Annotated in this window: 22 protein-coding genes; 13 read left to right on the top strand and 9 right to left on the bottom strand. The window is 61.1% G+C overall.

Annotated elements, in window-relative coordinates; translation table 11 throughout:
* The 3 genes from PVE98_RS18070 (at nucleotide 1) to PVE98_RS18060 (ending at nucleotide 4,127) form a co-directional block, all read left to right on the top strand.
* Nucleotides 1–666, top strand: a complete 666-nt coding sequence (locus PVE98_RS18070) for a glutathione S-transferase family protein (protein ID WP_096072431.1) — start codon at nucleotides 1–3, stop codon at nucleotides 664–666.
* Nucleotides 667–977: 311 nt separating this feature from the next.
* Nucleotides 978–2,327, top strand: coding sequence for an NCS2 family permease (locus PVE98_RS18065; protein ID WP_033749171.1), 1,350 nt, complete (start codon nucleotides 978–980; stop codon nucleotides 2,325–2,327).
* A 150-nt stretch (nucleotides 2,328–2,477) separates the two neighbouring features.
* Complete coding sequence (locus PVE98_RS18060) at nucleotides 2,478–4,127, top strand: Na+/H+ antiporter (RefSeq protein WP_033749173.1); 1,650 nt, start codon at nucleotides 2,478–2,480, stop codon at nucleotides 4,125–4,127.
* Between the two features lie 14 nt (nucleotides 4,128–4,141).
* Here the strand turns inward: PVE98_RS18060 and PVE98_RS18055 are convergent, their stop codons facing one another.
* Nucleotides 4,142–5,044 (bottom strand): LysR family transcriptional regulator, encoded by a 903-nt coding sequence (locus tag PVE98_RS18055; protein WP_096072432.1) that lies wholly within the window; start codon nucleotides 5,042–5,044, stop codon nucleotides 4,142–4,144.
* Between the two features lie 103 nt (nucleotides 5,045–5,147).
* On the opposite strand from PVE98_RS18055, the gene PVE98_RS18050 reads away from it, so the two are divergent.
* The 3 genes from PVE98_RS18050 to PVE98_RS18040 all read left to right on the top strand — a co-directional run bounded on the left by PVE98_RS18050 (nucleotide 5,148) and on the right by PVE98_RS18040 (nucleotide 6,925).
* On the top strand, nucleotides 5,148–5,573 hold the full coding sequence (locus tag PVE98_RS18050; protein WP_033749175.1) for a CidA/LrgA family protein: 426 nt from the start codon (nucleotides 5,148–5,150) through the stop codon (nucleotides 5,571–5,573).
* A complete protein-coding gene (locus PVE98_RS18045) occupies nucleotides 5,566–6,261 on the top strand; it encodes an LrgB family protein (protein WP_033749176.1) in 696 nt (231 codons plus the stop codon). Before PVE98_RS18050 ends, PVE98_RS18045 begins: the two co-directional genes overlap by 8 nt.
* A gap of 118 nt (nucleotides 6,262–6,379) precedes the next feature.
* Complete coding sequence (locus tag PVE98_RS18040) at nucleotides 6,380–6,925, top strand: YfaZ family outer membrane protein (RefSeq protein ID WP_033749177.1); 546 nt, start codon at nucleotides 6,380–6,382, stop codon at nucleotides 6,923–6,925.
* A 61-nt stretch (nucleotides 6,926–6,986) separates the two neighbouring features.
* Here PVE98_RS18040 and PVE98_RS18035 read toward each other — a convergent pair whose 3' ends face one another.
* The 3 genes from PVE98_RS18035 to acs form a co-directional block, all read right to left on the bottom strand.
* Entirely contained in the window at nucleotides 6,987–8,636 is a 1,650-nt protein-coding gene (locus PVE98_RS18035; RefSeq protein WP_096072433.1) for a cation acetate symporter, read from the bottom strand.
* The gene (locus PVE98_RS18030; protein ID WP_033749179.1) at nucleotides 8,633–8,962 is read right to left on the bottom strand and encodes a DUF485 domain-containing protein; all 330 of its coding nucleotides are present in this window, start codon (nucleotides 8,960–8,962) and stop codon (nucleotides 8,633–8,635) included. The genes PVE98_RS18035 and PVE98_RS18030 overlap by 4 nt, the downstream gene beginning before the upstream one ends.
* 143 nt (nucleotides 8,963–9,105) lie before the next feature.
* Nucleotides 9,106–11,061 (bottom strand): acetate--CoA ligase, encoded by a 1,956-nt coding sequence (gene acs / locus PVE98_RS18025; protein ID WP_096072434.1) that lies wholly within the window; start codon nucleotides 11,059–11,061, stop codon nucleotides 9,106–9,108.
* A 549-nt stretch (nucleotides 11,062–11,610) separates the two neighbouring features.
* Here acs and gltP point away from each other — a divergent pair.
* The 3 genes from gltP (at nucleotide 11,611) to PVE98_RS18010 (ending at nucleotide 15,822) form a co-directional block, all read left to right on the top strand.
* Nucleotides 11,611–12,912, top strand: coding sequence for a glutamate/aspartate:proton symporter GltP (gene gltP, locus PVE98_RS18020; RefSeq protein ID WP_033749181.1), 1,302 nt, complete (start codon nucleotides 11,611–11,613; stop codon nucleotides 12,910–12,912).
* A gap of 276 nt (nucleotides 12,913–13,188) precedes the next feature.
* Nucleotides 13,189–14,088: an N-acetylmuramic acid 6-phosphate etherase gene (murQ, locus tag PVE98_RS18015; RefSeq protein ID WP_096072435.1), complete on the top strand. Its 900-nt coding sequence runs from the start codon at nucleotides 13,189–13,191 to the stop codon at nucleotides 14,086–14,088.
* 189 nt (nucleotides 14,089–14,277) lie between these two features.
* Entirely contained in the window at nucleotides 14,278–15,822 is a 1,545-nt protein-coding gene (locus PVE98_RS18010) for a PAS domain-containing methyl-accepting chemotaxis protein (RefSeq protein WP_096072436.1), read from the top strand.
* On the opposite strand, the gene PVE98_RS18005 is transcribed toward PVE98_RS18010, so the two are convergent.
* On the bottom strand, nucleotides 15,819–16,778 hold the full coding sequence (locus PVE98_RS18005; protein WP_048783044.1) for an AraC family transcriptional regulator: 960 nt from the start codon (nucleotides 16,776–16,778) through the stop codon (nucleotides 15,819–15,821). The genes PVE98_RS18010 and PVE98_RS18005 overlap by 4 nt on opposite strands.
* 105 nt (nucleotides 16,779–16,883) lie before the next feature.
* On the opposite strand from PVE98_RS18005, the gene PVE98_RS18000 reads away from it, so the two are divergent.
* The 4 genes from PVE98_RS18000 to PVE98_RS17985 all read left to right on the top strand — a co-directional run bounded on the left by PVE98_RS18000 (nucleotide 16,884) and on the right by PVE98_RS17985 (nucleotide 21,494).
* Nucleotides 16,884–18,071 (top strand): MFS transporter, encoded by a 1,188-nt coding sequence (locus tag PVE98_RS18000; protein WP_096072437.1) that lies wholly within the window; start codon nucleotides 16,884–16,886, stop codon nucleotides 18,069–18,071.
* A 215-nt stretch (nucleotides 18,072–18,286) separates the two neighbouring features.
* On the top strand, nucleotides 18,287–18,496 hold the full coding sequence (locus tag PVE98_RS17995; RefSeq protein ID WP_033749187.1) for a DUF1471 domain-containing protein: 210 nt from the start codon (nucleotides 18,287–18,289) through the stop codon (nucleotides 18,494–18,496).
* A 209-nt stretch (nucleotides 18,497–18,705) separates the two neighbouring features.
* Complete coding sequence (locus tag PVE98_RS17990; protein ID WP_096072438.1) at nucleotides 18,706–19,746, top strand: YncE family protein; 1,041 nt, start codon at nucleotides 18,706–18,708, stop codon at nucleotides 19,744–19,746.
* A 107-nt stretch (nucleotides 19,747–19,853) separates the two neighbouring features.
* Complete coding sequence (locus PVE98_RS17985; RefSeq protein WP_096072439.1) at nucleotides 19,854–21,494, top strand: dihydroxyacetone kinase subunit DhaK; 1,641 nt, start codon at nucleotides 19,854–19,856, stop codon at nucleotides 21,492–21,494.
* 58 nt (nucleotides 21,495–21,552) lie between these two features.
* Here the strand turns inward: PVE98_RS17985 and PVE98_RS17980 are convergent, their stop codons facing one another.
* From PVE98_RS17980 to sbmA, 4 genes are all read right to left on the bottom strand, one after another.
* A complete protein-coding gene (locus tag PVE98_RS17980; RefSeq protein ID WP_033749191.1) occupies nucleotides 21,553–22,566 on the bottom strand; it encodes an aldose 1-epimerase family protein in 1,014 nt (337 codons plus the stop codon).
* Nucleotides 22,563–23,888: an L-fucose:H+ symporter permease gene (gene fucP, locus PVE98_RS17975; protein ID WP_096072440.1), complete on the bottom strand. Its 1,326-nt coding sequence runs from the start codon at nucleotides 23,886–23,888 to the stop codon at nucleotides 22,563–22,565. Before fucP ends, PVE98_RS17980 begins: the two co-directional genes overlap by 4 nt.
* A gap of 9 nt (nucleotides 23,889–23,897) precedes the next feature.
* Nucleotides 23,898–24,815 (bottom strand): ribokinase, encoded by a 918-nt coding sequence (rbsK, locus tag PVE98_RS17970; RefSeq protein ID WP_096072441.1) that lies wholly within the window; start codon nucleotides 24,813–24,815, stop codon nucleotides 23,898–23,900.
* A gap of 304 nt (nucleotides 24,816–25,119) precedes the next feature.
* A complete protein-coding gene (gene sbmA, locus PVE98_RS17965) occupies nucleotides 25,120–26,361 on the bottom strand; it encodes a peptide antibiotic transporter SbmA (RefSeq protein ID WP_033749194.1) in 1,242 nt (413 codons plus the stop codon).
* Nucleotides 26,362–26,553 lie beyond the last annotated feature (192 nt).

Below are 26,553 nucleotides of genomic sequence, written 5' to 3'. Positions count from 1 at the left end.
ATGATTACCGTCCACCATCTCGAGCAGTCGCGCTCGCATCGCGTGCTGTGGCTGCTGGAAGAGCTGGAAGTGCCTTACCAAATCAAACGCTATCAGCGCGAGGCGTCGATGCTGGCGCCGGACGCGCTGAAAAAGGTTCATCCGCTCGGCAAGTCGCCGGTGATTACCGACGGTAATCAGGTGGTGGCAGAATCGGGCGCCATCCTTTCTTATCTGGAAGGCAAATATGACAGCGAACAGCGCTTAACCTCTCTCGACGAGCAGGCGCGTCTGCAGGCGAACTACTGGCTGCACTACGCCGAAGGGTCGCTGATGCCGCTGCTGGTGATGAAGCTGGTCTTTGGCCGCCTCGGCAAGGCGCCGGTGCCCTGGCTGCTGCGTCCGGCGGGCGCGGCGCTGGGCAAGGGCATGCAAAAGGCCTGGCTTGATAAGCAGCTGGTGCCGCATCGTCAGATGATCGAGCAGCATCTGGCCGCTCAGCCCTGGTTCGCGGGCAAGCGCTTCAGCATTGCCGATATCCAGATGAGTTTTCCTCTGCTGGCGCTGCAGTCGCGTGGCGGCCTGGAGGATATGCCCGCTACGGCGGCGTGGCTGAATACCGTGCAGCAGCGCGCCGCCTGGCAGCGCGCCGTCCAGCAGGGCGGCGAGGTGATGCCAGGCGGCTAAGCGACGAAAAAAGGCCGCGGCATCAGCAAGTAACGCGGCGACGGCCCTGGCGCCGACGCCGCACAAGCCTTCAGCAACCCTGTTACACACTTTTCTTTATCCTGAATTAAGGCGAGGAAGCAGTTGAAAATCTGCTGCCAAACGCCGGATAATCCCTTGCCTTTTATCTGTCCGCATAGCGGAGAGTTATCCGCCGCGAAGTAAACGTTTGCCTGCCGTCTGGCGCGCCATTGCGCCGGGTCGATAACCAGGGATTTTGCAGGCAGCGACGCAGGGCGTTTCACACAACAAAAAATTCTTGAGGCTCAACTATGTCATACGAATCACGCTCGTCCGCTGGCAAGCTGGACGCCTGGTTCTCTGTTTCTGCACGCGGCAGCAGCGTCCGGCAGGAAATTCTGGCGGGACTGACCACCTTCCTGGCGATGGTCTACTCGGTGATTGTGGTTCCCGGCATGCTGGGTAAAGCGGGCTTTTCGCCCACGGCAGTCTTCGTCGCCACCTGTCTGGTCGCCAGCGTCGGCTCTATCGTGATGGGACTATGGGCCAACCTGCCGATGGCCATCGGCTGCGCCATCTCGCTCACCGCCTTTACCGCCTTTAGCCTGGTGCTCGGCCAGCATATCAGCGTGCCAGTAGCGCTCGGCGCGGTATTTCTGATGGGGCTGCTGTTCACCGTTATCTCCGTAACCGGCATCCGCGCCTGGATCTTGCGTAATCTGCCGATGGGCGTAGCGCACGGCACCGGCGTGGGCATCGGCCTGTTTCTGCTGCTGATCGCCGCCGACGGTATCGGGCTGGTGGTGAAGAACCCCGCGGCCGGCATGCCGGTGGCGCTGGGCCACTTCACCTCGTTTCCGGTGATGATGTCGCTGCTGGGACTGGCGGCGATCGTCGGGCTGGAGAAGCGTCGGGTGCCGGGCGGCATTCTGCTCACCATTATCGCCATCTCGATTCTCGGGCTGATCTTCGATCCGGCAGTGAAGTTTCAGGGATTGTTCGCCTTGCCTAGCCTGCGCGACAGCCAGGGCGAGTCGCTGCTGTTCAGCCTGGATATTATGGGCGCGCTACAGCCGGTGGTGCTGCCGAGCGTGCTGGCGCTGGTGATGACGGCGGTGTTCGACGCCACCGGCACCATCCGCGCGGTGGCGGGGCAGGCGAACCTGCTGGATGAGAAGGGCCAGATCATCAACGGCGGACGCGCCCTGACCACCGATTCGGTCAGCAGCCTGTTCGCCGGCCTGGTCGGCGCGTCGCCTGCGGCGGTTTATATCGAATCCGCGGCCGGCACGGCGGCGGGCGGCAAGACTGGCCTGACGGCGATTGTGGTCGGACTGCTGTTCCTGGCGATTCTGTTTATGTCGCCGCTCGCTTATCTGGTACCCGCCTACGCCACCGCGCCCGCGCTGATGTATGTCGGCCTGCTGATGCTGAGCAACGTGGCGAAAATCGACTTCGGCGACTTCGTCGATGCGATGTCCGGCCTGGTGACCGCGGTCTTTATCGTGCTGACCTGCAATATCGTCACCGGCATTATGCTCGGTTTCGCCACGCTGGTGGTGGGGCGCCTGTTTGCCGGCGAGTGGCGCAGGCTGAACGTCGGCACGGTGGTGATAGCGGCCGCGCTGGTGATTTTCTACGCTGGCGGCTGGGCGATCTAGCTGTAAAACCGGGCGAGCGCCGTCTCGCCCGGCATGTTCTCCTGATTTTTCGCCGCGCCGCACGCGTGACTTGTCATTCTCTGCGCACTTTGCTTTACACTTTAGCGCTCACAACATTTTTTCTGACTTTACGATTCGCCTAAGGAAAGCATGGAAATCTTCTTCACTATTCTCATTATGACGCTGGTGGTGTCGCTCTCCGGGGTGGCCGCTCGCATCTTGCCGTTCCAGATCCCGTTGCCGCTGGTGCAGATCCTCGCCGGCGCGCTGCTCGCCTGGCCGACCTTCGGCCTGCATGTCGATTTCGACCCGGAACTCTTCCTGGTGCTGTTTATTCCGCCGCTGCTGTTTGCCGACGGCTGGAAGACGCCGATCAGCGAGTTCCTGCACCATGGCCGGGAAATTATCGGCCTGGCGCTGGTGCTGGTGCTGATTACCGTGGTCGGCATCGGCTACCTCATCTACTGGATGGTGCCGGGTATTCCGCTGATCCCCGCCTTCGCGCTGGCGGCGGTGCTGTCGCCGACGGACGCCGTGGCGCTCTCCGGCATCGTCGGCGAGGGACGCATTCCGAAGAAAATCATGTCGATCGTGCAGGGCGAGGCGCTGATGAACGACGCCTCCGGCCTGGTCTCGCTGAAGTTCGCCGTTGCGGTGGCGATGGGCACCATGGTGTTTACCTGGGGCGGCGCCAGCGTCGAGTTCCTTAAGGTCGCGATCGGCGGCCTGATTGCGGGCGTGGCGGTCTGCTGGCTCTATGGTAAATCGCTGCGTCTGCTGAGCCGCTGGAGCGGCGACGATCCGGCGACGCAAACCGTGCTGCTGCTGCTGCTGCCGTTCGCCTCCTACCTGATTGCCGAACATCTCGGCGTCTCCGGCATTCTGGCGGCGGTTGCGGCTGGCATGACCATTACCCGCTCCGGCATTATCCGCCAGGCGCCGCTGGCGATGCGCCTGCGCGCCAACAGCGTCTGGCAGATGCTGGAGTTCGTCTTCAACGGCATGGTGTTCCTGATGCTCGGCCTGCAGCTGCCGGACATTATCGGCACCTCGATTGACGCCGCCAACGCCGATCCCAACGTCGAGCTCTGGATGCTGTTTACCGACATTATCCTGGTCTACGCCGCACTGATGGTGGTGCGCTTCGGCTGGCTCTGGATTATGCAGCGTCTCAGCAAGCGCGTGCTGAAGAAGAAGCCGATGGAGTTCGCCAACTACTCGCTGCGCGAGCTGCTGATCGCTACCTTTGCCGGCGTGCGCGGCGCCATTACCCTGGCGGGCGTGCTCTCTATCCCGCTGTTCCTGACCTCCGGCGAGCCGTTTCCGGCGCGCTATGAGCTGGTCTTTATCGCGACCGGCGTGATCCTGTTTTCGCTGCTGGTAGGCGTGGTGCTGTTGCCGCTGCTGCTGCGCGGCGTGGACGGCATCGATAAAGCCGGACACCGCCGCGAGCTGCAAAACGCCCGCGCGGTGATGGCGAGCGTGGCGATCGAAAGCCTGCATAAAATGGAAGAGCGGCTGGAGAACAGCAGCGAAGAGAATATCGATCCTGAGCTGCTCAAAGAGGTCAGCCTGCGCGTTATCGGCAATCTGCGTCGCCGCGCCGACGGCAAAAGCGATCTGGAACAGGCGCTGTTCGCCGAGAATCTGGAGCGTCGCTTCCGCCTGACCGCGCTACGCGCCGAGCGCGCCGAAGTCTATCACCTGCGCGCGACCCAGCAGATTTCCGATGAGAGCATGCAGCGGCTGCTGCGCGATCTTGACCTGCTGGAAGCGCTGCTGATCGAGAAAGAAGAGTAAGCCGCGCGCCGCGCCTATACCGACAGGCGCGGCGCTTCATCCGGCCAGTGTTCGCGGCAGCAGGCGATCCACGCCTGCGCGCTGCGCGACAGATAGCTTCCCTCGCGCCAGATCAACCCCAGACTCCACATTAGCTCCGACTCCAGCGGCAGCCACAGCAGCGACTGCTTATCCAGCCGCTGACAGATCGGCTCCGGCAGGATCGCCAGCCCCATCTCCGCCTGAACCATCGCCGCCAGAAAATCCCACTGTCCGCTGCGCACCGCAATATGCGGCGTGACGCCAAGCCGCTGAAACGCCTTCATCAGCTGGCGGTTCAGCGAGAACTCCTCGTTGAAAATCAGCAGCGGATGCGCCGCCAGTTCCGTCAGCGCGATATGGCTGCGGTTAAGCCAGGCGGGCTGGCGCGGCACCAGCACGCAGAGCGGATGGTGCATCAGGGGAAGCGTGTTCAGCGGCAGATGGGGATCGACCGGCAGGGCGGTGAGCGCGATATCCAGGCTGCCCGCCAGCACCGCCTGTTGCACCGTGAGGCCGCCAAATTCGGAGATGTTCAGGGTGACGCCGGGATAGCGGCGGCGAAACGCCGAGATTGAGCCGGCGATCTGCATGCCGACCATCGGCGGAATGCCGAGGCGCAGCTCGCCGGTTTTCAGCTGGTTAATATCGCCGATCTCCGCCTCGAGCTGGTGAAACTCCTGCAGAATGGCCAGCCCGCGCTGGTAGACCGCCTGGCCGCTGTCGGTCAGATGCAGCTTGCGGCCGTCGCGCAGCAGCAGGGTGCAGCCCAGCTCTTCTTCGAGCTGGCGCAGCATTTTGCTGATGGTGGGCTGGGTCACGTAGAGCTTCTGCGCAGCGCGGGTAAAACTCTGCTGGCGCACCACCTCGGTGAAGTAGCGTAACGCACGGACGTCCATAACTATTCCCTTTTGGCATGATTGGGATAATTTTAATTCATTTTTTTCACCTTCTGTCGCGGATTTATACTAAGCACCGAATCTGGTGAAGGGAGAAAAGAAAATGGCGTTAGCGCTCAGCCCGCAGCGCGTGGGCAGGCTGCAACGACTCTGGTTGCCGCTGCAGCTGCTGCTGTACATCGGCATGTTTATCGCCAGCGATCGTCTGGTGAGCTGGCTGCACCTGCCGCTGCCCGCCAATATCGTCGGCATGCTGCTGCTGCTGGCGCTGATCGTCACGCGCGTGCTGCCGCTGCGCTGGGTCAGGGCGGGCTCGCGCTGGCTGCTGGCCGAAATGCTGCTGTTCTTTATTCCAGCGGTGGTGGCGGTGGTGAACTACGGCGACCTGCTGCGCGTCGACGGCTGGCGTATCTGCGTGGTGATTGCGCTAAGCACCGTGCTGGTGCTCGCCTCCACCGCGCTGGTGGTCGATCGCCTCTACCGCTATGAAGTGGCGCGCGCGGCGCGCAGGGAACAGCGCGATGCGTGATTTTATCCTGAGCCTGCTTTGTCTGGCGGTCACGCTGCTGATCTACTTTCTCAACAAGCGTCTCTATCGCCGCTGGCGCACGCTGCTGCTGATGCCGCTGGTGGCGACGCCCGTGCTGCTGGTGGCGCTGCTGCTGATTACGCACGTTTCCTGGCAGGACTATATTGCTGAAAGCCACTGGCTGCTCTGGCTGCTCGGCCCGGCAACGCTGGCCTTCGCCGTACCGGTGTATGAAAACATGACGATTATTCGCCGTCACTGGCTCTCGCTGAGCGCAGGGGTGCTGACCGCTACGCTGGTGGCGGTGTGCAGTTCAGTGTGGCTGGCGCGGCTGCTGACGCTGCCTGAGTCGATCCAGCGCAGCCTGGCGGTGCGCTCCATCACCACGCCTTTCGCGCTGGCGGCGGCGAAGCCCATCGGCGGCCAGCCCGATCTGGTGGCGCTGTTCGTGGTGATCACCGGCGTGTTCGGCATGGCGATCGGCGACGTGCTGTTTTTGCGCATCGCTATCCGCCAGGGCGTGGCGAAAGGGGCGGGCTTCGGCGCGGCGTCGCACGGAGCAGGCACGGCGCGCGCCTACCAGCTCGGCGAGCAGGAGGGCGTGGTCGCCAGCCTGGTGATGATGCTTTCCGGCGTGGTGACGGTGGTGCTGGCGCCGCTTATCGGCCACCTGATGTGGGCAGCCTGACAACAAAATTTGCCGATCGACATGTCTGTTTACGTAAAGGTTGCCAAATAGAGTTGTCAGAGGATTTCAGGCTGTTAACCTTTGCGCCGAAATAATTGTCCTTTCATGGAGTGGAATCATGTTTAAGCAACTTGTTACCGGGAGCGCACTGGGTCTGGTACTGCTGAGCGGCGCGGCGCAGGCTATCGAAGGCAGCGTAGATGTCGGCGAGCACAACACTAATCTGAACGTCGGTCTGGGCACCACCTCGCCTGGCCTGTTCCTAAAAGGCAACTGGCTGCGCAGCGATCACGACGGCAGCACCTACGGCCTGGGACTGGGTTACAACGTTGATATCGGCGGACTGCGTCTGGCGCCGACCGCCAAGACCATTTTCACCCATCCGGAAGATGGTAAAGATGGCTTCGCCGTGGCGCTGGGCGGCGGCGCGCAGTACAGCTTCAACAGCATGTGGGGCCTGTACGGCGAGTACTACTACGCGCCAGAAGGTCTGACCGACCATCTCGACAGCTATCAGGAAGCCGCTGGCGGCCTGAGCTTCACGCCGATTTCACTGCTGAACCTGCGCGTAGGCTATCAGTATATCGAGCTGAACAACAAAGGCGGTCGTAAAGACAACGTGCTGGTCGACGGCCCGTACGTCGGCGCTTCGCTGCGTTTCTGATTCGATCGGATAAAAAAAGGCGGCTTATCAGCCGCCTTTTTTATTTTGCCGCGCCGTAAGATTAGTGCGACTTGCCCTGCGAGATGCCGATACCGGTCTGCGAGCGGATAAACTGCGCCCGGAAGCGGCCGCGCTCCTGCGCGCCCTGCGGCGAATGGTCGGTAACGGAGAAGAACCAGGTGCCCACAAAGGCGACGATCATCGAGAAGAGCGCCGGATACTCATAGGGATAAACCGGGGAGGCGTGTCCCAGCACCTGCACCCAGACCGTCGGGCCGAGGATCATCAGCACCACCGCCGTGATCAGCCCAAGCCAGCCGCCAATCATCGCGCCGCGCGTGGTCAGCTTCGACCAGTACATCGACAGCAGAATGATCGGGAAGTTACAGCTGGCGGCGATTGAGAACGCCAGGCCGACCATAAAAGCGATGTTCTGCTTCTCAAACAGAATGCCCAGCGCAATCGCCACCACGCCCAGTACCAGTACGGTAATTTTCGACACGCGCAGCTCTTCGCGCTCGGTCGCCTGGCCTTTGCGAATAACGCTGGCGTAAAGGTCGTGCGATACCGCCGACGCGCCTGCCAGCGTCAGCCCGGCGACCACCGCCAGAATGGTGGCGAAGGCCACGGCAGAGATAAAGCCGAGGAAGGTGCTGCCGCCCACCGCGTTCGCCAGATGCACCGCCGCCATATTGGTGCCGCCGATCAGCGCGCCGCTGGCATCTTTAAAGGCGGGATTTGCCCCGACCAGCAGAATCGCCCCGAAGCCGATAATAAAGGTCAGGAAGTAGAAGTAGCCCATAAAGCCGGTGGCCCAGAAGACGCTTTTACGCGCCTCGCGGGCGTCCGCCACGGTAAAGAAGCGCATCAGAATATGCGGCAATCCGGCGGTGCCGAACATCAGCCCCAGCCCGAGCGAGAGCGCGGAAATGGGATCTTTCACCAGCCCGCCCGGCTGCATGATGGCCGCGCCTTTCGGGTGCACCGCCATCGCCTGGGTAAAGAGGTTATTGAAGCTGAAGCCGGTCGCCTTCATCACCATGATCGCCATAAAAGAGGCGCCGAACAGCAGCAGCACCGCTTTGATAATCTGCACCCAGGTGGTCGCCAGCATGCCGCCGAACAGCACGTAGAGCACCATCAGAATGCCCACCAGCACCACGGCGATATGATAGTCGAGGCCGAACAGCAGCTGGATCAGCTTGCCCGCGCCCACCATCTGCGCAATCAGGTAGAGCGCCACCACCACCAGCGAGCCGCAGGCGGAGAGGGTGCGAATCGGCTTCTGCTGCAGGCGATAGGAGGCGACGTCGGCGAAGGTGTAGCGGCCCAGGTTGCGCAGGCGCTCGGCGATCAGAAAAAGGATCATCGGCCAGCCCACCAGGAAGCCGAGCGAGTAGATCAGCCCGTCGTAGCCGGAGGTATAAACCAGCGCAGAGATGCCGAGAAAGGAGGCGGCGGACATAAAGTCGCCCGCCATCGCCAGGCCGTTCTGGAAGCCGGTAATATTGCCGCCGGCGGTATAGTAGTCGTTGCGCGAGCGGGTGCGCTTCGACGCCCAGTACGTAATGCCCAGCGTGGCGGCGACGAACACCACGAACATGCCAATCGCCTGATAGTTGGTGGCCTGCTGCTGCACCGCGCCGGTCAGCGCGTCCGCCAGCGCGGAGGCGGGCAGCAGCGCCAGCAGCCAGAGAGAAAGACGCTTCATGGTTTTACCTCGCTGAGGATCTGCTTCGTCAGGCGATCGAATTCGCCGTTGGCGCGCCAGACGTAAACGCCGGTCAGCACAAAAGAAATCACAATCAGGCCTACGCCGATGGGAATGCCGCGCGTCACGCTGGTGCCGTCATGCAGCGGCGTGCCGAGCCAGCCGGGCGCGAAAGCGATCAGCAGAATAAAGCCGACGTAGAGCACCAGCATAATCAGCGACAGCACCAGGGCGAACCGCTGGCGCTTATGCACCAGCTCCTGAAAGCGCGGATGACGCTCAATTCGTTGATTGAGCGCCTCCTGAGTGGAAAGGGCGTCGTTCATCACAGTTTCTCCAGAGGTTATGCAGGCGGCAGCCTCACGCGCCGCGCGAGAAAGGCCTGGTCAGATATTGTTATGTGACTTCAGAAACACACTGCGTAAGGAAAGGGCGGCGGGAAGAAGAGACCTCCCGCCGGTAAGACGGTTTACGGCATACGAATCGCCTGCTTCTCCTCCAGCAGTTTATCCACGACGCCCGGATCGGCCAGCGTTGAGGTATCGCCTAAATTGCTGGTGTCGCCCGCGGCGATCTTGCGCAGAATGCGGCGCATTATCTTGCCGGAGCGGGTTTTCGGCAGCGAGTCGGTCCAGTGCAGGATATCGGGCGTGGCGATGGCGCCGATCTCTTTCCGCACCCAGCTGCGCACTTCGGTATAGAGCTCCGGCGACGGCTCTTCGCCATGGTTCAGCGTGATATAGGCGTAGATCGCCTGGCCTTTGATGCTGTGCGGAATGCCCACCACCGCCGCTTCGGCGATTTTGGGATGCGACACCAGCGCAGATTCGATCTCGGCGGTGCCGAGACGGTGGCCGGAGACGTTGAGCACGTCGTCGACGCGGCCGGTGATCCAGTAGTAGCCATCTTCGTCGCGGCGCGCGCCGTCGCCGCTGAAATAGCAATTTTTGAAGGTAGAGAAGTAGGTCTGTTCAAAGCGGTCATGATCGCCGAACAACGTACGCGCCTGGCCCGGCCAGGAGTCGGTGATCACCAGATTGCCTTCCGCCGCGCCCTCCTGCGGATTGCCTTCGTTATCCACCAGCGCAGGCTGCACGCCGAAGAAAGGTTTGGTCGCGGAGCCCGCTTTCAGCTCGATGGCGCCCGGCAGCGGCGCAATCATAAAGCCGCCGGTTTCGGTCTGCCACCAGGTATCGACAATCGGACAGCGGCCGTCGCCAATCTTGTTGTAGTACCACTCCCAGGCTTCCGGGTTAATGGGTTCGCCCACCGAGCCCATGATGCGCAGGCTCTGACGGCTGGTGCCCTCAATCGCCTTGTCGCCTTCCGCCATCAGGGCGCGGATCGCCGTCGGCGCGGTATAGAGCAGGGTCACTTTGTGTTTATCCACTACTTCCGCCATGCGGCTCGGCTTTGGCCAGTTAGGCACGCCCTCGAACATCAGGGTGGTGGCGCCGCACGCCAGCGGTCCGTAAAGCAGATAGCTGTGACCGGTGACCCAGCCGACGTCGGCGGTACACCAGTAGATATCTTCCGGGTGATAATCGAAAACATATTTGAAGGTGGTCGCCGCATAAACCAGGTAGCCGCCGGTGGTGTGCAGCACCCCTTTCGGCTTGCCGGTAGAGCCAGAGGTATAAAGGATAAAAAGCGGATCTTCCGCCTGCATCTCGGCGGGCGCGTGCTGCTCGCTCGCCTTATCCATTAACTCGGACCACCAGAGATCGCGGCCATCCTGCCAGTCAATCGACCCGCCGGTGCGCTTCAACACCACCACATTTTTCACGCTGTTGACGGTGGGATTGTTCAGCGCGTCGTCGACGTTTTTCTTCAGCGGGATAGGGCGTCCGGCGCGCACGCCTTCATCCGCGGTGATCACCAGTTTCGCGCTGGAGTCCACCACGCGGCCCGCCACCGCTTCCGGCGAAAAGCCGCCGAAAATCACCGAATGCACCGCGCCGATGCGCGCGCAGGCCAGCATCGCCACCGCCGCTTCGGGCACCATCGGCATATAAATCGCCACCACGTCGCCTTTTTTCACCCCCAGCGACAGCAGCACGTTGGCGAAGCGGCACACCTGGTTATGCAGCTGGCGAAAGGTCAGGGTCTTGCTTTCGCTGGCGTCGTCGCCTTCCCAGATAATGGCGGGATGGTCGCCGCGCTTTTCCAGATGGCGATCGAGGCAGTTGGCCGCCAGATTGAGCGTGCCGCCCTCATACCAGCGAATAGAAATATTGCCCGGCGCGAAAGAGCTGTTTTTCACTTTGCTGTAGGGCTTGATCCAGTCGAGGATTTTCCCCTGTTCGCCCCAGAACGCATCCGGGTCGCTGACGGACTGCTGATACATCGTCTGATACTGCTCGGCAGTGATCAGGGCATTCGCGGCAATGGCGGCAGGTATCGGGTGTTTATATTGTTGGCTCATGGCGGATCTCCTTGAAGATGTTAATAATATGTCAATCAAAGGTTAAGTGAAGCCTGAGCCCGTGCTTTGTTTCTTTTTTGCGCCTTAGATCACGAGAGCGCGCGCCCGCTGGTTATCCCTTGCAAAACCATCGATCATGCGCCGCAATCTGCCCCTGCGGCTGGCGAAAAATGCAGCAAACGAACCCGCCGCCTTTTTGTGCAGCGCTGCATAGCTATGCGGATGTTTTAATAACTATTACTTTTTATAACAGCAGGTTAGGGTTTTTATAACTAAACAGCATTTTATGCTAGAAGAGTGGCTAATCTTTAATCGAACGCGCCAGGGGTTGCATTTACCACAGTGAAAATGGTACTTATCTCGCCCCTGCTCAGCAGGACTCAACCAGACGGCGTCTGAAAAAAGTACGGGAATTTTCGCATTTTCGTCGAGGACGCTGTCCTCAATAACCCTCTAATTTACCGGGCTTTTGCTCACTTCCCTGTGTGTATCCTTCTCTGCACCTTCGCAGCGTAGCAATAGGGGTTTTGACTGAGGAAATAACGCGTTATGAAAGGTTTTAAAATAAGCCTGGCCTGGCAGATTCTGATTGCGCTGGTGCTCGGCATCGTTGTCGGTTCAGTGCTGCATAATCAGCCAGACGATCGTGAATGGTTAATCACCAACATTCTCAGCCCGGCGGGCGATATCTTTATTCATCTGATCAAGATGATCGTTGTGCCTATCGTGATTTCATCGCTGATTGTCGGCATCGCTGGCGTGGGCGATGCCAAGAAACTGGGGCGAATTGGCGTCAAAACCATCGTCTATTTCGAAGTGATCACCACCCTTGCCATTGTGGTCGGCATTACGCTGGCTAACGTGTTTCAACCCGGCACCGGCATTGATATGTCAACGCTGGCAACGGTGGACATCTCTAAGTATGAAGCCACGACCGAAGCGGTGCAGAACGGGCCTCACAGCCTGGTCGCCACCATTCTGTCGCTGATCCCGCAGAACATCTTCGCCTCGCTGGTGAAGGGCGACATGCTGCCGATTATCTTCTTCTCGGTGCTGTTCGGCATGGGCCTGTCGGCGCTGCCGTCGGAGCAGCGCGATCCGCTGGTCAACATCTTCCGCAGCGTGTCGGAAACCATGTTTAAAGTAACGCACATGATTATGCGTTACGCGCCGGTGGGCGTCTTCGCGCTGATCGCCGTGACCATCGCCAACTTCGGCTTCACCTCGCTGTGGCCGCTGGCGAAGCTGGTGCTGCTGGTTTACGCCGCGATTCTCTTCTTCGCGTTCGTTATCCTCGGCGGCGTGGCGCGCTTCTGTAAGCTGCGCATCACCACCCTGATGCGTATCCTGAAAGATGAGCTGATCCTCTCTTACTCGACCTCCAGTTCGGAAACCGTACTGCCGCGCATCATGCAGAAGATGGAGGCCTACGGCGCGCCGAAGGCGATCACCAGCTTCGTGGTGCCGACCGGCTACTCCTTTAACCTGGACGGCTCAACCCTGTATCAGAGCATCGCCGCCATCTTTATCGCGCAGCTTTACGGCATCGATCTGTCGCTGACCGATGAGATCATTCTGGTGCTGACGCTGATGGTGACCTCAAAAGGCATCGCAGGCGTGCCTGGCGTGTCATTTGTGGTGCTGCTGGCGACGCTGGGCAGCGTCGGCATTCCGCTGGAAGGCCTGGCCTTTATCGCGGGCGTTGACCGCATCATGGATATGGCGCGCACCGCGCTTAACGTCATCGGCAACGCGCTGGCGGTGCTGGTTATTGCCCGCTGGGAGAACCAGTTCGACGCCGAGCAGGCGAAAGCCTACGAGCTAAAGCTGCGCGCACAAACGGCGAGCTAACCCTTCTTTTGACCTGACCATCAGGCGGCATCTAATGCCTGCAAGCGGGAGAGGGGGGCCGAAGAGCAAAGCGTCCCGCAACATGGATGTTGCGGGCCGAGCTGCCAGGGATGGCGCTTTTTGCGTCTTTGCGATCGGCCCCCCTCTCCCGCGTTGGCTCCTGGCTAACAAGCGTTGCGCCTAAAACATCAGGGTTCAGACCTCGTCTGAACCCTTTTTTTATCCCGCAAATATGTTAAAACCGGGCCTGGATAAATCATGCCCGGAGCACGCCCCATGACAATCGACCTCAGCCAGCTCATCACCGAAGGCCGCAACCCGGCCAGCCAGAACATCGACGAGCTCTCCACCGACGCCATGCTGCGCGTCATCAACAACGAAGATAAAAAAGTGGCGCTGGCGGTCGAAGCGATCGTGCCGCAAATCGCCCAAACGGTTGACGCCATCGTCGCCGCCTTCGCGCAGGGCGGCCGACTGATCTACAGCGGCGCGGGCACCTCTGGGCGGCTCGGCATCCTCGACGCCAGCGAATGCCCGCCGACCTTCGGTACGCCGCGCGGCCAGGTGGTAGGGCTCATCGCCGGCGGGCACAAGGCGATACTGCAGGCGGTAGAAAACGCGGAAGACGACCGCGAGCAGGGCGCGCAGGATCTGCGTGACATCCAGTTCAGCGCGAAAGATGTGCTGGTGGGCATCGCCGCCAGCGGCCGTACTCCCTACGTGCTGGGTGCGCTGGAATATGCCCGCACGCTTGGCGCCACCACGGCGGCGCTCACCTGCAACCCCAACAGCGCCATGGCGCAGGCGGCGGAAATCGCGCTCACGCCTGTGGTCGGACCGGAAGTGGTCACCGGATCCTCGCGCATGAAAGCGGGTACCGCCCAGAAACTGGTGCTCAACATGCTCACCACCGGCGCGATGATCCGCAGCGGCAAAGTCTACGGCAACCTGATGGTCGACGTAGAAGCCACCAACCAGAAACTGGTGCAGCGCCAGATCAACATCGTCATGCAGGCCACCGACAGCGACGAAGCGAACGCCAGGCGCGCGCTGGCGGCCTGCGACGGCCACTGCAAAACCGCCATCCTGATGCTGCTGGCCGACATCGACGTCGAAGAAGCCCGCGAGCGGCTCAACCGGCATCAGGGCTTTATCCGCCGCGCGCTGCAGGGCTGAAAAACGCGATTATTAAAAAGGGCTAACGGATGATGATTAAGCGGCTGGCGGGTCAAATGCTCGCCAGTCCGCTTTTTTAGCGGGGAAAATTTATTACCGCCTCTAAAGCCCGGGTCTTTCGCTGCCGAAAATATAAAAAAACATAACTGATAATCTCCCTACCTTCAGCAGCCCTTTCAAGGACCCGCCATGCGTAACAATCAGCCAGTCACCCAGCGCGAATTCGTGTTTGACGATGACGCGACGTTAATGTCGACCACCGATATCAACAGCTACATCACCTACGCCAACGACGCCTTTATCGAGGTCAGCGGCTTTACGCCGGAAGAGGTCAACGGCCAGCCGCACAATATGGTGCGCCATCCCGACATGCCGCCCGAGGCGTTTGCCGACATGTGGGCGACGCTGAAGCAGGGCGAACCCTGGACGGCGCTGGTGAAAAATCGCCGCAAAAACGGCGACCACTACTGGGTGCGCGCCAATGCTGTGCCGGTAGTGCGCGACGGCAAGGTGCAGGGATTTATGTCGGTGCGCACCAAACCCGGCGAAGCGGAAATTCGCGCCACTGAAGCGCTCTACCGCGATTTTCGCGAAGGGCGGACGAAAAGGCGGCGCTTCCATAAAGGGCTGATCGTCCGCACCGGCTGGCGTCGCGTCGGGTCACTGCTGAAAACGCTGCCGCTGCGCTGGCGCATCCGCCTGCCGCTGATTGCGCTGCTGCCGCTGGCGGCGCTCAGCGCCGCGCTGCTCGGCATGACGCCCGCCTCGCTGGGCTGCTTTAGCGGCGGCATGGCGCTCCTGCTGCTGCTGACCAGCCTGTGGATGGAACAGCAAATCTCGCGCCCCATCGAACGCATGTGCCAGCAGGCGCTTAGCGTGGCCACCGGCGCCAGTCATAAAGTAGAGCAAATCGATCGCGTCGATGAGGTGGGGATGACGCAGCGCGCGATCGGCCAGCTCGGCCTGATGTTCCGCTGGCTGGTGGATGACGTCAGCGGGCAGGCGATTAACGTCCTGAGCGCCAGCGACGCCATCGCCAGCAGCAACAGCGAGCTGAGCCGTCGCACCGAACAGGCGGCGGCTAACGTGCAGCAGACTGCCGCCACCATGAATGAGATGACCGCCACGGTGAAAAGCAACACCGAAACGGCGGGCGAGGTAAATACGCTCTCGGCGCGCACCAGCCAGGCGGCGAGCAAGGGCGGCGACGTGATGCAGGAGATGGTAGGGATGATGGCGGAAATCGCCGAAAGCTCGCAGCGCATCGCCAACATCACCAGCGTGATCGACGGCATCGCCTTCCAGACCAATATCCTCGCGCTCAACGCGGCGGTGGAAGCGGCGCGCGCGGGCGAGCAGGGCAAAGGCTTTGCGGTGGTGGCAGGAGAAGTCCGCAGCCTGGCGCAGCGCAGCGCGAAGGCCGCCAGCGAAATCAAAAGCCTGGTGGAAACCAGCGCCAGCCGCGTTCAGCTCGGCAGCCGGCACGCCGATGCGGCGGGACGCACCATGCAGGACATCGTCGCGCAGGTGCAGAACGTCTCCTCGCTAATCGCGCAGATCAGCGCCGCTACCGCCGAGCAGTCCACCGCGCTGAGCGAAGTCTCTACGGCGGTCGAGGATCTCGACAATATCACCCACCGCAACGCGGCGCGCGTGCAGGAGAGCGCCGAGGCGTCCGGCCGCATGACGCATCAGGCCAACCGCCTGGTGGAAGCAATCAGCGTCTTCCGCTAGGAGGCGCGCGCCTCTTCCCGCCCGGCGCGCAGCGCGCCGGGCGGCTGACCAACAATGCGCTTAAAGGCGCGGCTAAAAGCGGCGAGCGAGCCGTAGCCGAGCTGAAAAGCGACCACTTCCACCGCTTCGCCGTTATTGACGATGCGCTGCACCGCCAGCCGCATGCGCAGCTCGGTGAGATAGCGCAGCGGCGTCATGGTGGTGGCGTTCTGAAAGCGTTCGGCAAACACCGACCGCGAGCAGCCCGCCACGCGCGCCAGCCTTTCTACCGTCCAGTTCTCTCCCGGTTCGCGGTGCATCGCGGCGATCGCCTTGCTCAGGCGCGGATCGCGCATCGCCTGCACCAGCCCGCTGCCCTGACCGCAGCCGTTCTCTACCCAGCCGCGCACGATCAGCGCCGCCACCACGTCCGCCAGCCGCGACAAAATACCGGCGAAGCCGGCGTGGCGCGTGCGCGACTCGCGCTCCATGGCGTCGAGAATCGGCTGGATCTCCGGATACTGCGACAGCAGGGTGCTCACCAGCATGATATCCGGCATGGTGTTGATCAGCGGCTGCATGCCGCCCAGCTCGAACTTCATGCAGGCGCTGAACAGGATCACGCTCTCCTCGTCGTCGCAGGCGTCGGCGGGCGCGCCGATGGCGCAGACGCTGTCGCAGATCGGCTTGCTGCTGAAGGCGGCGATATTCTCGCAGTCGGCGTCGGGCGAGGAGAGCAGGCTGTGGGGTTTGCCATGCGGGATCAGCAGCGCGTCGCCGGTATTAAGCGTAAAAATTGCGCCCGACGCGCCGCGCACCAGCAGCGGGCCGCGCCCGACGAAGTGAAACTGCGCGCGGCCCGGCGCATGCTCATAGCGCAGCCCGAAGGGCGCGGCGAGCTGAATGCGCTGATAGGTCACGCCGTGCAGCCGCATGCCCATCAGCAGTTCGCTGGTCAGATCTTCATAGTGGCTCATTGCATTCCAGACGAATTATCAATAATGAAGGTGTTGCCATCATAGATCGTCTTGCCCGCTGCCTCTATGCTCCAGCCTTAATAAATTTTTTTATGGAGAAGCTGCATGAGTCTGAGTACAGAAGTGGCTGATGAGGTTTCCGTACCCGCGCGTCCAGCCTGGGGCGCGGTCTTTGCCATGGCGTTTGGGGTATTCGGCCTCATTACCGCCGAATTTCTGCCGGTCAGTCTGCTGACGCCGATCGCCGCCTCGCTGCAGGTGTCGGAAGGACAGGCGGGACAAACGGTAACGGTGACCGCGCTGGTGGCGCTGCTGACCAGTCTGGTGGTGGGCAGCGTTACGCGGCGGCTCGATCGCCGCGTGGTGATGCTCGCCTTTACGCTGCTGCTGGTCGCCTCGGCGCTGCTGGTGGCGCTGGCGAGCAACCTGACGCTGATCCTGCTGGCGCGCGTGCTGCTCGGCATGGCGATTGGCGGCTTCTGGACGCTCTCGACCGCCATCACCATGCGCCTGGTGCCCAGCGATCAGGTGCCGCGCGCGCTGTCGATCGTCTTCAGCGGCATTTCGCTGGCGACCATTATCGCCGCGCCGCTCGGCAGCTATCTCGGCGGCCTGATCGGCTGGCGCAATATTTTTATGCTGACCGCCGGTCTGGGCGTGCTGGCGCTGATCTGGCAGAGTTTTACCCTGCCGGCGATGCCGCCGGAGAACAAAGCGCGCGGCGGCGGCGTGCTCGACCTGCTGCGCAGCGGGCTGATGCGCTGGGGCATGCTGGCGGTAATTATGATGTTTACCGGCCACTTCGCCTTCTTTACCTACCTGCGTCCGTTCCTGGAGAGCAGCGCGCAGCTTAATCTCAACCAGCTTTCTCTGGTGCTGCTGGCGTTTGGCGTGGCTAACTTTTTCGGCACCTCGCTGGCAGGCTATCTGGTGACGCGCAGCGTATCGCTGACGCTGAGCGCGATGGCGCTGGTGATGAGCGCCACCGCACTGCTGCTGGTGAGCTTTGTCGACGTCTCCTGGCTGGTCGCAGCGGGCGTGGCGCTCTGGGGCCTGGCGTTTGGTTCGATGCCAACCGGCTGGTCCACCTGGATCTCGCGCGCGGTGCCGGACGACGCCGAATCGGGCGGCGGCCTGCTGGTGGCCACCATCCAGCTGGCGATTACTGCCGGCGCGGCGGCGGGCGGCTGGATGTTCGACCTGCAGGGCGCCGGCGGCGTCTTCCTCGCCAGCGGCGTGCTGATGCTGCTCGCCTCGCTCACCATCTTCACTCGCGTGCGACATCACGGCTAACAGGCCAGAGGGCAGCGGAATATGCTGCCCTTTTTATTTCTGCCAGCGAGTTAACCTTTTGCGGCGTCGCTACACCCAATGTGCGATTTGATTGTCAGTAAATTTGATAAAGAACGGCAATTATCTCCGCTATCAGCAGTGTCATCCTCGGTCTATTATTCATATCAACAAGGCGAAACGCCTTACCTGACTAAACATCTACCGAGGAATTGACCATGAAAACTATCAAAACTTTTGCTGCTGTTATCGCTCTCTCTGTTCTTCCGCTGACCAGCTTCGCGCAGAGCGTGACCGCTACCGACGCTACCCTTGACGGCGCGGAAGCAAAAATCGCGGCGCAGGCGAAAGAAGCGGGCGCCTCATACAAAGTGACCGAAGCCTACACCAACAACGGCGTGCACATGACGGCTGAACTGCTGAAATAAGTCCGACCGGCTGTTGCTGACAGGACGCCTCCGGGCGTCCTGGCGGCGTTTAAGCGGGTGAAACCGCTTCCCTTTCGGCGATAAATCCTTATGATCTGCCAAAAAAATTGTCTCTGCTGGCCTTAAGGCCCTTTCGCTTTTTTGTTCGGTTTGCAATGTGAGCTTTCCAGCACTGCCTGACGGCGGTGAATTTTTGCTATGGAGAGATCATGAAATCCTTATCCTCTGCGCTGCGCGTGACGTTGCTCGCCACCGCGCTCTTTTCCGCTTCCGGCATGCTGGCGCATGCGGACCCACTTACCCAGCCGGTCAGCAAGGGCGCTTATGAACTCGCCTTTAGCCCCAGCGACAATACGCTGTTCCTCGCCGCGTCGCAGGGCAGCGATGCGCCGGGCGGCGCGGTGTTCCGCCTCGATCCGCAAAACCTGGCGATTAAACAAACCATTCCTACCGAGCTGAAAAGCTTTGGCGCGGCCATCAATCCGCAAACCAACGTGCTCTATATCGGCAACACCCTGAACGGCGCGCTGACCGCTATCGACGCCGTCAGCGGCAAAGTGCTCAACACGCTGGTGCTGGACGGCCGCAAGCGCGGCGACAGCGTGCGTCCGCTGCAGCCGCGCGAAATCGCCGTCGATGTGAAAACCAACCGCGTCTACGTCACCGGGCTGGGGCCGCAGAGCGTGGTATGGGTGGTGGACGGCAAAACCCTGCAGCCGATCAGCGTGGTGCCGAACACCGGCAAAATGGCTACCGGCCTGGCGGTCGACAGCGAGCGGCAGAAACTCTACGTCACCAACGCCGACGGCGAACTCATCACCATCAATACCCGCACCAACGCCATTGAAAAACGCCAGAAAATCGGCGACGACAAAGCGCATTTCTTCCTGAATATCGCGCTCGACGCTCAGGGCCAGCGCGCCTTCCTCAGCGACTCGAAACAGCCGCAGGTGCTGGTGGTCGATCTGCGCGATCAGAAGGTGATCCAGATGATCGCCGCGCCAGAGTCGCTGGCGGTGCTGTTCAACCCGCAGCGCGACGAGCTCTACGTCACTCACCGTAAAGCGGGCGAGGTCAGCATCATCGACGCCAGCAGCTATAAAGTGAAACGCACGGTGAAAACGGCGGGCCTGCCTAACAGCCTTGCGCTCTCCGCCGACGGCAAGGCGCTCTACGTCAGCGTTAAACAGCCGGGATCGCGCAAAGCGCCGCCGAAAAACCCCGACAGCGTGATGCGCATCGCGCTTTGATTTCCCCCGCAGCCTCAGGGGCGGCCATCGGCCGCCCTTTGCATTTCTTCGGCTACCTTTAAAGCGTGCCGCTGCCTGGCGGCATCAACACCATTGGAGAGGATGCAATGAGCCAGTTCCTGATGAATGAAAAAAATAATCTGGTTAATGAAGCGATCGAGGGGGTGCTGCTGAGCACGCCGTGGCACAACCTTAGCCGCCTCGACTTAGGCGACGACATTCGGGTGGTGGTGCGCAACGACTGGGATAAAAGCAAGGTGGCGCTGATTTCGGGCGGCGGCTCGGGGCATGAACCTGCGCACGCCGGTTTTGTCGGCAAAGGGATGCTGACCGCCGCAGTCTGCGGCGATATTTTCGCTTCGCCCAGCGTCGACGCGGTGCTGAGCGCCATTATCAACGTTACCGGCGACGCGGGCTGCCTGCTGATCGTGAAAAACTACACCGGCGACCGCCTTAATTTCGGACTGGCGGCGGAGAAGGCGCGCGCGCTGGGCTACAAGGTCGAGATGGTAATGGTGCAGGACGATATCGCCCTGCCGGACAATCCCCAGCCGCGCGGCATCGCCGGCACCGCTCTGATCCATAAAATCGCCGGCTACGCCGCAGAGCAGGGACAGTCGCTGACGCAGGTAAAAACCCTGGCGCAGCGCGCCATTAAGGGCACGGCGAGCATCGGCGTCGCCTTTTCGACCTGCCATATTCCTGGTGAGAGGCGCGACAATCGCGTGAAAGAGGGCGAGAGCGAGCTGGGCATGGGCATTCACGGCGAGCCGGGCGTCATCACGCTGGACACGCAAAACAGCCAGCAGCTGGTGAGCATCATGACGGAGAAGCTGGCCAACAGCCTCTCTTCCGGCACCCGCGCGGTGCTGCTGGTAAACAATCTCGGCGGCTTCTCGATGCTGGAGCTGGCGCTGGTGACGCGCGACGTGCTGAAAAGCCCGCTGGCGGCGCAGATCAGCCATCTGATCGGTCCGGCGACGCTGGTGAGCGCGCTCGATATGAAAGGCTTCTCGCTGACGGTGCTGCAGGTAGAGGCGGCGTTTCTCGAAGCGCTGAAAGCGCCGGTCGAGGTGCTGGGCTGGGCGCCGATCCATGCGGTGGAGCCGGTCACGACGCTGAGCAGCCAGCGTGTGGTGAGCAAGCTCGAGTTTACGCCTTCTCAGGACGAGCGGACGGCGCAGGTGGTTGGGCGCGTAGCGCAGACGCTGATCGATCTTGAAGCCGAGCTGAACGCGCTGGACGCGAAAGTTGGCGACGGCGACACCGGCTCGACCTTCGCCGCCGGCGCGCGCAAGGTGAAGAGCGCGCTGGAAGCGCAGCAGCTGCCGCTGGCGGATCTGCCGTCGCTGTTCGCGCTGGTGGGCGAGCAGCTGGCGACGGTGATGGGCGGTTCGAGCGGCGTACTGATGTCGATCCTCTTTACCGCGGCGGGCCAGCGGCTGGCGCAGGGCGGTACGCTGCCAGAGGCGCTGACGCAGGGACTGGAGCAGATGAAGCACTACGGCGGCGCGCAGATTGGCCACCGCACGCTGGTCGATGCGCTGGAGCCAGCGCTGGAGGCGCTGTCGGCGGGCAGATCGCTGGCGGAGGCGGCAGAGGCGGCGGCCCAGGGCGCCGATTCCACCGCGCAGATGCAGAGCGCCAGAGCGGGGCGCTCATCCTACCTGAATCAGCAGACGCTGGATGGGGTGAAAGATCCCGGCGCTTACGCCGTGGAGAAGGTTTTCGCCGCGCTGGCGGGTTAACCCTCGTCCGCCGCATGGCCGTCTGGCGACCCTGAAGGGGTCGCCATCCTGCACGACGTTACAATATGCCCGTTTCGACGCTGAAATGGCGCTGTTCGCCCGGCGCCAGCGACAGCAGCGTGCCGGCACGCTGCGCGGCGCTGAAACCCTCCGGCCGGCAGGTGGCCGGCAGAATATAAGCCGCCACCTGCTGATCGCGGTTGTGCAGCATCCAGCGCGTGGCGTGCGGAAACTGCCGGCTGCTGAAGCGCGTCATCAGCGCGAAACCCTGCGGCGAATGCAGTTCGAACTGCACCTCGTCGCCATACTGCGGCAGGTCGTCGGCGAAGAAGACGATCTCCGGATCGCACATTTCCGGCCGATCCAGCCGCTGAAACGCCTGCGGATCGCGCGCCAGGGCGGCGGTGTAGCTCTGCCACTGCGGCGTCGGCTTCACGTGCGCCGGCACCGAAGTGCGCAGCTGAAAAGCCTGCTGCGGGATCGACTGCTTAAACTCGCCGCCATCAATCCATGCGCTGTTCAGATGACACATATACTGCAGCGGCATCGGCGCGCCCGCCAGGTTGGTCACGTTCATCTCGATATGCAGGCGCGGCTGGCCAGCCTCGACCCGCACCGCCGGCGCCGCCAGATAGTGATGGCCAAAACCTTTTACATACTCGGTTTCGCCCTCAAGCGACAGGCGATCCGCCTCCAGCACCAGCCACGCGCTGTCCATGCGCGCGCAGGCCATTTCGCCATGCAGAGCATGATCGTCATCCTCGGCCGGACAGCCGTTTGCCAGCAATCCAGAGTGGAAGGCAAAGCAGCCGTAGGTGTCGATAATCGAACTGCCCGGCAGCGGCTGCTTAAAGCTGTGGCCCATGGTCAGCGTACGGCCGTCGAAACAGGCGTCCCAAATCATCTGACCGTAAAAGGGCAGCACCGTCACCGTGCCGCGCTGATTGCTGATACGCACCGCTTCGATCCCGGCCGGATAGCGGAAAAGCTCGACGTGGAACTCGGCGTTTTGCAGCAGCGTGGTCGGCGTGGCGTGAAACTGTTCGCGACAGAGCGGCAGACGGGTTTTCATGGCATCTCCTCGACTAAACGGCCGGTTTGCAGCGCCTGCTTTTTATGACGCAGCTCGCCCCAGAAATAGAAACCCACCCAGGCAAAGCAGAGCAGCGAGACGCCAAACGCCAGCTGCATCGAGCCCAGATGATCGGAGGCGAATCCCTGGATTGCCGGGATAAAGGCGGCGCCGACAATCGACATCACGATAAACGCGCCCGCCACTTCGGTGTACTTGTTGTCGACGGTCGTCAGGGTGCCGGCATAAATCGTCGCCCAGCAGGGGCCGAACAGCACGCTGACAAACACCGCCGCATAGACCGCGGTAAAGTTCGGCACGAACATCACCCACGCCAGGGTCAGCACGCCGAGCGCCGAATAGGCAATCAGCACCTTCTCGGCGCGGAAGCGCGTCATCAGGAAATTGGCGACGAACTTGCCGATAAAGAAGCAGATAAAGCTGTAGATCATAAAGTTAGAGGCGTGACGCTCGTTCGCGGCGCCCAGCGTAAGCGCCAGACGGATCGTGAACGACCATACCGCTACCTGCATGCCGACATAGAGGAACTGCGCCACGATGCCGCGCTTAAAGTGGCGGTTGCCGGCCAGATAGCGCAGCGTTTCGCCGAGCGACGGCAGGGATTTCTCGTTCGACGCCGGTTTGCAGCGCGGATAGCGCGTAAACAGAAACAGCAGCATCACCACCACCAGCACCATCACCAGATATTTATAGGGCTCCAGCGTATGCTCCAGCATGCTGAGGCGGAAAGCATGCGCCTGTTCCGCGTTCATTCCGGCCAGCTGGCTCTCAAGGCTGTCGCCTTCCTGGAACACCAGATATTTGCCCAGCACGATGCCCATCAGCGCGCCGACGGGGTAGAAGGTCTGGCTAATATTGAGGCGCAGCGTGGCGCGATCGCGGTGGCCAATCATCGAGCTATAGGTGTTGGCGGCGGTTTCCAGAAAGCTCAGGCCGATGGCGATAGCGAAAATGGCCGCGAGAAACATGGTGTAGGTAGCCATATGCGAGGCGGGATAGAACAGCACGCAACCGGCAATATAGAGCGCCAGCCCCATCAGGATCGCCAGCTTATAGCTCGCTCTGCGGATCACCAGCGAAGCCGGAATGGCAATGAGAAAGTAGCCGCCGTAAAAGGCGCTCTGCACCAGCGCGCTGGCGAAGTCGCTGAGGGCGAAAACGCTTTTGAACTGGGTGATCAGGATGTCGTTCAGGCTTGCGGCGCAGCCCCACAGCGGGAAGAGGCACGAGAGCAAAATGAACTGGAACAGCGGCGTTTTATTTAAGTAGCCGTCGGGTTGCTGAACAATGTTCTGCTGCATAGCTCGACCTCAGTTAACGTTAAGAAAACGCTGGAAGGTTTCCGCGTCGGGATAGGAGCGCTGCGTGCCGCGGCCGGTCACGCTGCAGGCGGCGTAGGCAGAGGCTTGCGCCATCGCCGCCGCGATATCGCCGCTTTGCACCAGCGCCTGGGCGAAACAGCCGATAAACGCATCGCCCGCGCCGCTGGTATCGACCGCTTTCACCGCCGTCGGCGCCACCTGGTGCAGGCTGTCGCCGCTCATCCACAGCGAGCCGCGCGCCCCCATGGTGATGATCAAGTTTTTCAGCCCGCGCTTGAGCAGCGTCTGGCCCGCCAGTTTGACCTCTTCATCAGTGGCGACCGGCATGCCGGTCAGGATCTCCAGTTCGGTTTCGTTGGGCATAAAAAAGTCGCACTTGCAGGCGTAAGCGATATCGAGATTTTCCACCGCCGGTGCCGGATTAAGGATCACTTTGATGCCGTGCTGACGGGCGAAATCGATGGCGTAATAGACGGTTTCCAGCGGGATCTCCAGCTGCAGGATAATCAGCTGGCACGCTTTCAGCGCCTCGGCGGCGGCGTCGATATCGGCCGCGCTAAGCTGCTGGTTGGCTCCTTTGATAATCAGAATGCGGTTCTGCGACTGCTCATCGACAAAGATCGGCGCCACGCCGCTCGAGGTTCCCGGCGCGGTGGTGACGTAGCGCGTATCCACGCCCTGACGCTGCAGGTTGGCGACGGTTTCCGGCGCGAAGAGGTCGTCGCCGACCTTGCTAACCATCATCACGCGTCCGCCCATCTTTGCGGCCGCAACCGCCTGATTCGCGCCTTTTCCGCCGCAGCCAATGGCAAAATCCGGCGCTTCCAGCGTTTCGCCCGCTTTAGGCAACTGACTGGTATAGGTAATAAGGTCAACCATGTTTGACCCGATAACCGCGATGTCCATTGTTTGCTCCCAGGTGAATTTACTCTGTTTTAATGTTATTAAAATCACATTATCAGCTTGTTAAAGTTAATGATGTGACAAATTTCACAACCTGAATTCGCGATGCAAACGGTTAAATCGCCTTTTAAAGGTAACGGGGAATGTGATTATTTTAACAATGCTAAAGGGTTTTGAGAGCGGTGGGCGTGGTATTGCTGGCGGCAAGAATGTGAAACGTGCAAAGGGGAAGGGGATGAAGGCGCAGTTAACAGCCCGTGTCAGGCGCAGCGCCCTGTTGCGCTGCGCCTGGGCTGAGTTTGCTGCTTTACTCGTTTTCCGCCGCTTCGCGCAGCATCTCCTGATGCGGAACATCCTGCAGGATCTGCTCGAAACTGCGCAGACGTTTGTAGATCGACATCAGTTCCACCAGCGTCGACCAGGAGGTGATCAGATACTGGAACGATGAGCGCACCTGGTCGAACGCGTTAGTAATGCGGTTTAACAAACCGAAGGTAATCGTGCCCGCCACGATTGACGGGAACAGCACAAAGAGACCGAAAACATTATCAACCTGCAAATAGAGAATGCGGGTGATATTAAAGTAGAGATAGTGAAAGTAGAGGCGGAAGTAGTTAAAACGCACGCGGCTGAACAGCGCCTGTACCGTCGGCGGCGTCGCGCGATCGGCATGATCCTCGCCGTAGACCAGCTCTTTACGATAGGCCGCCTCGACCTGCTGGTTACGGAACTCCAGCCCCGGCAGCTTGATGCCCACCAGCGCCAGCAGCGCCGTACCGAACAGCGACCAGAGCAGCGCGATGATCACCAGCGCATAGGGAATATTGCCGAGCAGCGGCACATCCTTAACGTGATGCGACAAACTGATCAGCACCGGCAAAAAGGCCACTAGCGTCATTAGCGCCTGAAGGAAACTAACGCCCCAGTCCTCCAGCGTGCTGGCGAAGCGCATAGTGTCTTCCTGCACACGCTGCGCCGCGCCTTCGACCTTACGCAGGCGCTGCCAGTTATGCATGTAATAGTTGTTCATCGCGGTGCGCCAGCGGAACACCCAATGACTAATGAAAAAGGAATTCGTGACGCCAACGACTACCGAAATCAGGGCGATGCCAAGAAAATCGCCTATGCCGCTGTAAAAACGGCTAATCGGCACCGAACCCGCTTTGGTCAGCGCCTGCTGGATGAGATCGTAGAACGGGCCGTACCAGGCGTTGACGCCGACGCCGACCTGCACGCCGAACCAGGTGACGAAGATGATCAGCGCCGATCCCCATACCGACCAACGCTGCCACGGATGGTTATCAATAACGCGCCAGGCCAGGGCGAATATCGCTACCACTATCCAGTAATAGCCATAAAACCAGAGCTGGCTGGGGGCGATAAAGCGCGCGGCCGTGGTCGGCAGCGGCTGCTGCATGGCAGCATGCAGCGCTGGCCAGCGGGACGGCAGGTCATCGGCAAAGCCGAACCAGGCAAAAATTGCGATCAGACTCCAGATCGCCGCCGAGCTGAAAAACAGCGCTGGCCGGGGGAAAAAGGACTTAAACATAGGCTCTCCGCTGTTGTGTGCACTCTTTTATAACGTCTTTTAGCGTTACCTGTCTGTTGAGTGTTGTTTCTGGTGGTGACAGTTATCGTCCGCGCCAGGTAAAGCATTGCGACGAGATGTTAATGAATTTGTGCGAATTTGTTTCGACGAACTAAATGTTTCACCACAACGGTGTTACACTAGCGCCCGCTG

This window comes from Pantoea sp. GABEPS69 (genome assembly GCF_045780835.1).
Classification (GTDB): domain Bacteria; phylum Pseudomonadota; class Gammaproteobacteria; order Enterobacterales; family Enterobacteriaceae; genus Pantoea; species Pantoea septica.
This window is presented reverse-complemented; position numbering and strand designations above follow the sequence as displayed.

Excerpts from the sequence above, each read along its gene's own strand:
- acs (WP_096072434.1), bottom strand. The coding sequence starts at position 11,061 with ATGAGCCAACAATATAAACACCCGATACCTGCCGCCATTGCCGCGAAT.
- PVE98_RS17995 (WP_033749187.1), top strand. The coding sequence starts at position 18,287 with ATGAAAACTATCAAAACTTTTGCTGCTGTTATCGCTCTCTCTGTTCTT.
- PVE98_RS18010 (WP_096072436.1), top strand. The coding sequence starts at position 14,278 with ATGCGTAACAATCAGCCAGTCACCCAGCGCGAATTCGTGTTTGACGAT.
- PVE98_RS18045 (WP_033749176.1), top strand. The coding sequence starts at position 5,566 with ATGCGTGATTTTATCCTGAGCCTGCTTTGTCTGGCGGTCACGCTGCTG.
- gltP (WP_033749181.1), top strand. The coding sequence starts at position 11,611 with ATGAAAGGTTTTAAAATAAGCCTGGCCTGGCAGATTCTGATTGCGCTG.
- PVE98_RS18070 (WP_096072431.1), top strand. The coding sequence starts at position 1 with ATGATTACCGTCCACCATCTCGAGCAGTCGCGCTCGCATCGCGTGCTG.
- PVE98_RS18000 (WP_096072437.1), top strand. The coding sequence starts at position 16,884 with ATGAGTCTGAGTACAGAAGTGGCTGATGAGGTTTCCGTACCCGCGCGT.
- rbsK (WP_096072441.1), bottom strand. The coding sequence starts at position 24,815 with ATGGACATCGCGGTTATCGGGTCAAACATGGTTGACCTTATTACCTAT.
- murQ (WP_096072435.1), top strand. The coding sequence starts at position 13,189 with ATGACAATCGACCTCAGCCAGCTCATCACCGAAGGCCGCAACCCGGCC.
- PVE98_RS17980 (WP_033749191.1), bottom strand. The coding sequence starts at position 22,566 with ATGAAAACCCGTCTGCCGCTCTGTCGCGAACAGTTTCACGCCACGCCG.
- PVE98_RS18065 (WP_033749171.1), top strand. The coding sequence starts at position 978 with ATGTCATACGAATCACGCTCGTCCGCTGGCAAGCTGGACGCCTGGTTC.
- PVE98_RS18030 (WP_033749179.1), bottom strand. The coding sequence starts at position 8,962 with ATGAACGACGCCCTTTCCACTCAGGAGGCGCTCAATCAACGAATTGAG.
- PVE98_RS18040 (WP_033749177.1), top strand. The coding sequence starts at position 6,380 with ATGTTTAAGCAACTTGTTACCGGGAGCGCACTGGGTCTGGTACTGCTG.
- PVE98_RS17990 (WP_096072438.1), top strand. The coding sequence starts at position 18,706 with ATGAAATCCTTATCCTCTGCGCTGCGCGTGACGTTGCTCGCCACCGCG.
- PVE98_RS18050 (WP_033749175.1), top strand. The coding sequence starts at position 5,148 with ATGGCGTTAGCGCTCAGCCCGCAGCGCGTGGGCAGGCTGCAACGACTC.
- fucP (WP_096072440.1), bottom strand. The coding sequence starts at position 23,888 with ATGCAGCAGAACATTGTTCAGCAACCCGACGGCTACTTAAATAAAACG.
- PVE98_RS18060 (WP_033749173.1), top strand. The coding sequence starts at position 2,478 with ATGGAAATCTTCTTCACTATTCTCATTATGACGCTGGTGGTGTCGCTC.
- PVE98_RS17985 (WP_096072439.1), top strand. The coding sequence starts at position 19,854 with ATGAGCCAGTTCCTGATGAATGAAAAAAATAATCTGGTTAATGAAGCG.
- PVE98_RS18005 (WP_048783044.1), bottom strand. The coding sequence starts at position 16,778 with ATGAGCCACTATGAAGATCTGACCAGCGAACTGCTGATGGGCATGCGG.
- sbmA (WP_033749194.1), bottom strand. The coding sequence starts at position 26,361 with ATGTTTAAGTCCTTTTTCCCCCGGCCAGCGCTGTTTTTCAGCTCGGCG.
- PVE98_RS18035 (WP_096072433.1), bottom strand. The coding sequence starts at position 8,636 with ATGAAGCGTCTTTCTCTCTGGCTGCTGGCGCTGCTGCCCGCCTCCGCG.
- PVE98_RS18055 (WP_096072432.1), bottom strand. The coding sequence starts at position 5,044 with ATGGACGTCCGTGCGTTACGCTACTTCACCGAGGTGGTGCGCCAGCAG.